This is a genomic window from Halorubrum sp. B53 (assembly GCF_059752395.1).
This window is the reverse complement of the sequence record NZ_MWTH01000015.1, coordinates 221,666-228,438: the sequence shown is the minus strand read 5'-3', so window position 1 is coordinate 228,438 and position 6,773 is coordinate 221,666. Positions and strand designations below refer to the sequence as shown.

Below are 6,773 nucleotides of genomic sequence, written 5' to 3'. Positions count from 1 at the left end.
TACGCGCCGGCTGCCCGAGGGACCTCCGGTCCCTCGCTGGAGTCGGTCGCCGCAGGCGACCGACAGGGCGAGAGCGAAGCTCTCGCTTGCAACCGGACGTAGTCCGGTGACAGCGTGGCGCGTGGCGCCACGGGCAGCCGGCGGCTCCGCCGCCGGCGACGAGGCTGGGGAGGCGTGAGGTGCGGGGCGGTCGGGTGGGACTCAAAGGGGCAGTCGGCGAGGCGGTCGCAGGCGACGTAAGCACCGCAGCGAGGGAGCGATAGCGACCGAGTGAGGAGCGCAGCGAGCGTGCGACCGCCTCGCCGGCTGGGGCTTTGGAGGCGTTCACCGTCGATCCTCACTCAATCACTTATAAACGAGCGACTGGGGCTTTGGAGGTGTTCACCGTTACTCCGCGATCACCTATTTATAAACGGGCGGCTGGGACGTTTGAATGATCCACCGCCGAACCGGACCCAACTACTTACGACTCGTACTCGGCCCAGATGTAGCGCGTCCCGTAGCTCCGGTAGGGGCGCCACGCTTCGGCGATGTCGCGCATCTCCCCCCGTGACAATTCCTCGCCGTCGTTGTACACCCGCTCGATCCCCTTCCGCACCGCGAGGTCGCCGAGGGGGAGCACGTCCTCGCGGCCGAGCGCGAAGATGAGGTACATCCGGGCGGTCCACTCCCCCACGCCGCGGATCTCGGTGAGCGCGTCGACGACCGCCTCGTCGCTCGCGTCCGCCAGCCCCTCGCGGGTCAGGTCGCGGTCGCCGTCGCGGAAGGCGCCGGCGGCCTCCCGCAGGTACTCGACCTTCGTCCCGCTGAGGCCGGCCTCCCGTAAGGCCGCCTCGTCGGCCGCGAGCACGCGGTCCGGGGTGGGGTCGCCGCCGAGCACGTCCACGAACCGCTCGCGGATCGCCGCCGCCGAGGCGGTCGACAGCTGCTGGTTCACGATCGAGGTACAGAGGCGCGCGAACTCGTCGTCAGCGGGCTCGATCGACAGCCGGCCGTGCCGATCGATCAGCGCCGCCAGCGTCGGGTCCTCGCGCAGGGTCGCCGCGACTCGGTCGTCCATTACCCGCGGGTTGGGGCCGGAGATACCCGACGGTTTCGGTCGCGGGCGTCGGACCGACGGATTGATCGATTCCGCGCGTCGAGTAAACTTACCGCGAGTTTCCCGTTTGGAAGATGGAAACGTTCAACCATGACGGTTCCGACCGTTGCCGTATGGAACTCGACGACGTGCAGCACGTGACGGTCCTCGGCGCCGGGAACATGGGCCACGGTATCGCGGAGGTGGCCGCGCTCGCCGGCTACGACGTGGCGCTGCGGGACATCGAGGAGGAGTTCGTTCAGGACGGCTACGACCAGATCGAGTGGTCGCTCGGCAAGCTCGCCGAGAAGGACCGGATCGGCGAGGACGAGGCGGACGCCGCACTCGACCGCGTCGAGGCGTACGTCGACCTCGAGGACTCGCTGGCCGACGCCGACGTGGTGGTCGAGGTCGTCCCCGAGAAGATGGCGATCAAGAAGGACGTGTACGACGAGGTCGTCGAGTACGCGCCCGAGGAGGCCGTCTTCGTCACCAACACCTCCAGTCTCTCGATCACCGAGCTCTCCGAGGTGACCGACCGCCCCGAGCGCTTCTGCGGGATGCACTTCTTCAACCCGCCGGTGCGGATGGACCTCGTCGAGGTCATCTCCGGGAAACACACCTCGGAGGACACGCTCGAACTGATCGAGGGGCTCGCGGAGTCGATGGGGAAGACCCCGGTGCGCGTCCGGAAGGACAGCCCCGGCTTCATCGTCAACCGCATCCTCGTCCCGCTGATGAACGAGGCGGCGTGGATCGTCGAGTCCGGCGACGCCACGATGGAGGCGGTCGACTCCACGACGAAGTTCGACATGGGGCTCCCGATGGGCTCGTTCGAGCTCGCGGATCAGGTCGGCATCGACGTGGGCTACCACGTGCTCGACTACATGCACGAGGTGCTCGGCGAGGCGTACCGTCCCTGCCCGCTGCTCGTCGAGAAGGTCGAGGCCGAGGAGCTCGGCAAGAAGACCGGCTCCGGCTTCTACGACTACGAGGACGGCGAGGGCGCGCAGATCCCCTCGGACGCGATCGACGCGGACGTCCGTCGGCGGCTGCTCGCCGTGATGGCCAACGAGGTCGCCGGCCTCATCGGGAACGACGTCGCCGACGCGCCCGCGATCGACCGCGCCGTGATGCTCGGCGCCGGGTTCCCGGACGGGCCCGCGAAGCTCGCCGACAACGAGGGGCTCGCCGACCTCGTCGACGTCCTCGACGACCTCCACGAGGAGACGGGCGAGGCGCGCTACGAGGCGACCGACTACCTCCGCGAGGCCGCCGAGGCGGGCGGGTTCCACGGGGACGGCGCCGAGGGAGGCGACGCCGAGGACGGCGACGGAACGGGCGACCGCTTCGCCGCCTACGACACCCTCAACGTCGCCGTCGAGGACCGCGTCGGGCACGTCGAGATCGACCGCCCGCACCGGATGAACACGATAAGCGGCGAGCTGCTCGACGAGCTCGCCGACGCGATCGACCGGCTCGACGCCGACGACGACGTGCGGGCGATCCTGCTCTCCGGCGCCGGCGACCGCGCCTTCTCCGCCGGCGCCGACGTCCAGAGCATGGCCGCCGGCGGCGCCGAGCCGATAAGCGCGGTCGAGCTCTCGCGGCAGGGCCAACAGACGTTCGGCAAGTTAGAGGACTCCGATAAACCCGTGGTCGCCGCCATCGACGGCTACTGCCTCGGCGGCGGGATGGAGCTCGCCACCGCGGCCGACCTGCGGGTCGCCTCCGACCGCTCGGAGCTCGGCCAGCCAGAGCACAACCTCGGGCTCCTCCCCGGCTGGGGCGGCACCCAGCGGCTCGCCCGGATCGTCGGCGAGGGGCGCGCGAAGGAGATCATCTTCACCGCCGACCGCTACGAGGCCGAGACGCTGGCGGAGTACGGCTTCCTCAACGACGTGGTCCCGGACGACGAGCTCGACGAGCGCGCGCGGGAGCTGGTCGAGTCGCTCGCCGCCGGCCCGCCGATCGCGCAGAAGTACACGAAGCGCGCGATGCACGCCGGCCGCACCGACGGCGAGGCCGGCCTCGAAGTCGAGGCGATGGGCTTCGGCCACGTGATGAACACCGACGACCTCATGGAGGGCGTCACGGCGTTCATGGGCGACGGCGAGCCCGAGTTCGAAGGGAAGTAGGGCGCGAGCGGACCGGCTCCGGTGGCGGCGGGGACGGTCACCTCGGCGACCGGTTATTTATAAGCGAGTAATCTCGGAGTGGCGACAAAACCCGCCGAATCCCCGGCCGCCCGGCCGGACGACGATGACGCTTATAAACAGCTGACTGACGCCAACACCACCGAAGCCCCAGCCGCGAAGACTCGCGCGGCTCGCTGCGCTCCTCGTCACTCGCTTCGCTCGTTCCTGCGGTGCTTTCGTCGCCGTGCTTCGTCTTTGCGGCTGCCCCTTCGAGTCCCGCCCCGCACGGCAGCCGCACCTCACGCCTCCCCAGCCTCGTCGGTCGCGCTTACAAGCGCTCGCGACTCCCTCACGCGTGCGACTCGCGCCTTCCGGGCGCTCGTCGGCACGCGCCACTGCGAAACTCCGACATTCCCACCAGCGGTCCAATCGCTGCCGGGTCGTTAAAAGAACAGTCGGCCGTTGGACGCGGCGGCGATCGATCTGAAGTCGAGCCTCAGACGTAGCCTTCCTCGACGAGCAGCTCGCCGTTGAGCAGCGAGGCGCCCGCCGCGCCGCGGACCGTGTTGTGCGCGAGGCAGTTGTACTTCGCGCCGGCCTCGGTCGACTGCACGCCGCCGGCGACGATGCCCATGCCGTCGGCGTACGTGCGGTCGAGACGGGGCTGCGGGCGCTCCGGCTCGTCTTCACCGAACACCTTGATGAGCTGGTCGGGCGAGCTCGGGAGCGCGCCGGCGCCCTCGAACGAGCGCATCGCCTCGCGGAGGTCGGCCGGAGACGGGTCCTCGGCGAACTCGGCGAAGACGTTCTCCAGGTGGCCGTCGAGCGTGGGGATCCGGTTACAGGAGGCCGCCACGTCGGCGCCGTGGAGGTGCACCTCCGCCCCGTCGAACTCGCCGAGGAGCTTGCGCGACTCCGTCTCCATCTTCTCCTCTTCGCCGCCGATGTGCGGGATCGCGTTGTCGATGATCTCCATCGAGGTGACGCCGGAGTAGCCAGCGCCCGAGACCGCCTGCAGCGTGGAGACGCGGACGCTCTCGACGCCGAACCGGTCGATCGCCGCGAGGGTGGGCACCATCGTGATCGTCGAGCAGTTCGGGTTCTTCACGAGGGCGCCGTCCCAGCCGCGCTCGTCGCGCTGGACCTCGATGAGGTCGAGGTGGCCCGGGTTGATCTCGGGGATGGTGAGCGGGACGTCCGCCGCCATGCGGTCGTTCGAGGAGTTCGAGGAGACGACGTACCCCTCTTCGAGGAAGGCCGGCTCGACCTCGGCGGCGACTCCCGAGGGGAGCGACGAGAACAGGAGGTCGACGTCGTCGTTCGCGATGCCCGCGGGCGTGGTCTCCGCGACCTCCATCTCCGCGACGCTCTCCGGGATGGGCGTGTCGACGCGCCACTTGGCCGCCTCGCGGTACGTCTTCCCGGCGCTGTCCCCGCTCGCCGTGACGGCCGCGAGGTCGAACGTCGGGTGGTCGTCGAGCAACTGGATGAACCGCTGACCCACGGCGCCGGTGGCACCGAGGATGCCGACTCGTACAGACATTGCACGTGGGTCGGTCACAGGGACGTAAGTGCGTTCGGATACGCGCCGACGCCGCCGGTCCCGCCGGCGACGGGCGCCGTCTCGCCGCACGCTCGATCGTCGGTTTGTCACCGGAACTCCCGACTGCGGCAACGACCGATCGACTCTTCGCCGATTCTCTTGTGATTACTACGCAACCGATCCGTATCCGCGTGTATCCGTCAGCTGACCCTCTCGGAGAGGTATTAAATACTCTCGCGTGAGTGCAGGAGATAATGACCGACTTCGGAGCGCTGTCCGTCGCCCCGCCGCTGCTCGCGATCGTCCTCGCGGTGATCACCCGGAAGGCGGTGCTGTCGCTGTTCCTCGGCATCTGGTCGGGTGCCGTCATCGTCACGGGCGGGCTCGGGATCGTCCAGACGTTCGAGTGGATCGTCGCGGCGGTATCCGACGAGTTCCAGGCGACCATCCTCGTGTTCACCCTGCTGCTCGGCTCCGGCGTCGCCATGGTGTGGAACCTCGGCGGCACCGCCGCGGTCCGCGACTGGGCGCTCGAGCGCCTCGACAACCAGCGGCAGGCCGGGCTCGTCGCGTGGGGGCTCGGGATCGTCCTCTTCTTCGACGACTACGCGAACACCGCCATCGTCGGCTCCGCGATGAAGGACGTCTCCGACCGGCTCCGGATCTCCCGCGAGAAGCTCTCGTACATCGTCGACTCGACGGCGGCGCCGGTGGCGACGCTGGGAATCTCCTCGTGGGTCGCGTTCCAGCTCTCGCTCATCACCGAGGGGTACGAGTCCGCGGGCGTCGCCGCCGCGAACCGCCCCGGCACCTTCGAGGTGTTCGTCTCCTCGATCCCGTTCAACATGTACGCGATCCTCGCGATCGTGATGGTCCTCCTGATCGTCGGCACCGGGCGGGACTACGGCGAGATGCTGACCGCCGAGAACCGCTCGTGGACCTCCGGGCGGGTGACGCGCGACGGGGCCGTGCCGATGCAGGACGTCGCCGGCGAGCTGGGCGAGCCGCCGGCGTCGACCCCGCGGCTCGTCAACTTCTTCGTCCCCGTGGCGGTGCTCGTCGCCGTGACGGTCGGGACCGCGCTGTGGTCCGGCGACTTCTCGCCGGTCGGCTTCGGCGGCGACCTCCTCGCCGGGGAGCTCGGCGCGGCCGGCGGGCGGCTGTGGGACGCCGCGCTCAACGCCTCGTACGAGGTCGCGCTCATGATCGGCTCGTTCGCGATGGTCGCCAGCGGCTTCGTCCTCGGGAGGGCCTACGACACCTTCGGCGTCGGCGACGCGACCGAGTACACGATCGACGGCTTCGGGATCATGCTCACCGCGGCCTCGATCCTCGTGCTCGCGTGGGGGATCGGCGGGGCGATCGACGCGCTCGGCACCGGCGCCTACGTCGCGAACGTCGCGGTGGGGTCCGTCTCCCCGGCGTTCCTGCCCGCCCTCGTGTTCGTCGTCGCCGGCGTCATCGCCTTCTCGACCGGGACCTCGTGGGGGACGATGGGGATCGTCACCCCGATCGCGATCCCGATCGCGTGGGAGATCAGCGGCGGCGGCGCAGCCGGCCACACGCTCGTGGCGGCGATGGTCGGCGTCATCTTCTCGGGCGCCATCTTCGGCGACCACAGCTCGCCAATCTCCGACACGACCGTTCTCTCGGCGACGTTCACCGGCGCCGACCTGATCGACCACGTCCGCACGCAGATCTACTACGCGGTCACCGTCGCCGCCGTGGTCGTGCTCCTCCTCGTCGTCTGGGGAGTCACCCGGGTGACGCCGCTCGCGCTGCTCCCGCTCGGCGCCCTGCTGCTCGCCGGGCTCGTGTACCTCCTCTCGGAGTTCGACGCCTCCCGCCGGGGGATCGACCCCGTGTCGGTCTCGGAGTCACAGGACGACGACGGCGAGCGCGTGGTCGTCGCCGGGCACGAGCAGGACAACTGAGGCCGCCGGTCCGGCCGCTTATATACGCCCGCCGGCTATCGTCGGGTGCGCGCCCTCAGTCCCCGCCCGAGTACTCCCCG

4 protein-coding genes are annotated in these 6,773 nt (G+C 69.7%); 2 read left to right on the top strand and 2 right to left on the bottom strand.

Annotation, left to right across the window (positions count from 1 at the left end; genetic code table 11):
* Positions 1 to 463: 463 nt before the first annotated feature.
* Positions 464 to 1,060 carry a DNA-3-methyladenine glycosylase family protein gene (locus B4V06_RS13655; protein WP_498170225.1) on the bottom strand — a complete coding sequence of 199 codons (597 nt, stop codon included), beginning with the start codon at positions 1,058 to 1,060 and terminating at the stop codon, positions 464 to 466.
* Positions 1,061 to 1,212: 152 nt separating this feature from the next.
* On the opposite strand from B4V06_RS13655, the gene B4V06_RS13650 reads away from it, so the two are divergent.
* Positions 1,213 to 3,216 (top strand): 3-hydroxyacyl-CoA dehydrogenase/enoyl-CoA hydratase family protein, encoded by a 2,004-nt coding sequence (locus tag B4V06_RS13650; RefSeq protein ID WP_498170223.1) that lies wholly within the window; start codon positions 1,213 to 1,215, stop codon positions 3,214 to 3,216.
* 496 nt (positions 3,217 to 3,712) lie between these two features.
* Here B4V06_RS13650 and asd read toward each other — a convergent pair whose 3' ends face one another.
* A complete protein-coding gene (asd, locus tag B4V06_RS13645) occupies positions 3,713 to 4,759 on the bottom strand; it encodes an aspartate-semialdehyde dehydrogenase (RefSeq protein WP_498170222.1) in 1,047 nt (348 codons plus the stop codon).
* Between the two features lie 254 nt (positions 4,760 to 5,013).
* Between asd and B4V06_RS13640 the strand changes: the two genes are divergently transcribed.
* Complete coding sequence (locus B4V06_RS13640; protein WP_498170220.1) at positions 5,014 to 6,693, top strand: Na+/H+ antiporter NhaC family protein; 1,680 nt, start codon at positions 5,014 to 5,016, stop codon at positions 6,691 to 6,693.
* Positions 6,694 to 6,773 lie beyond the last annotated feature (80 nt).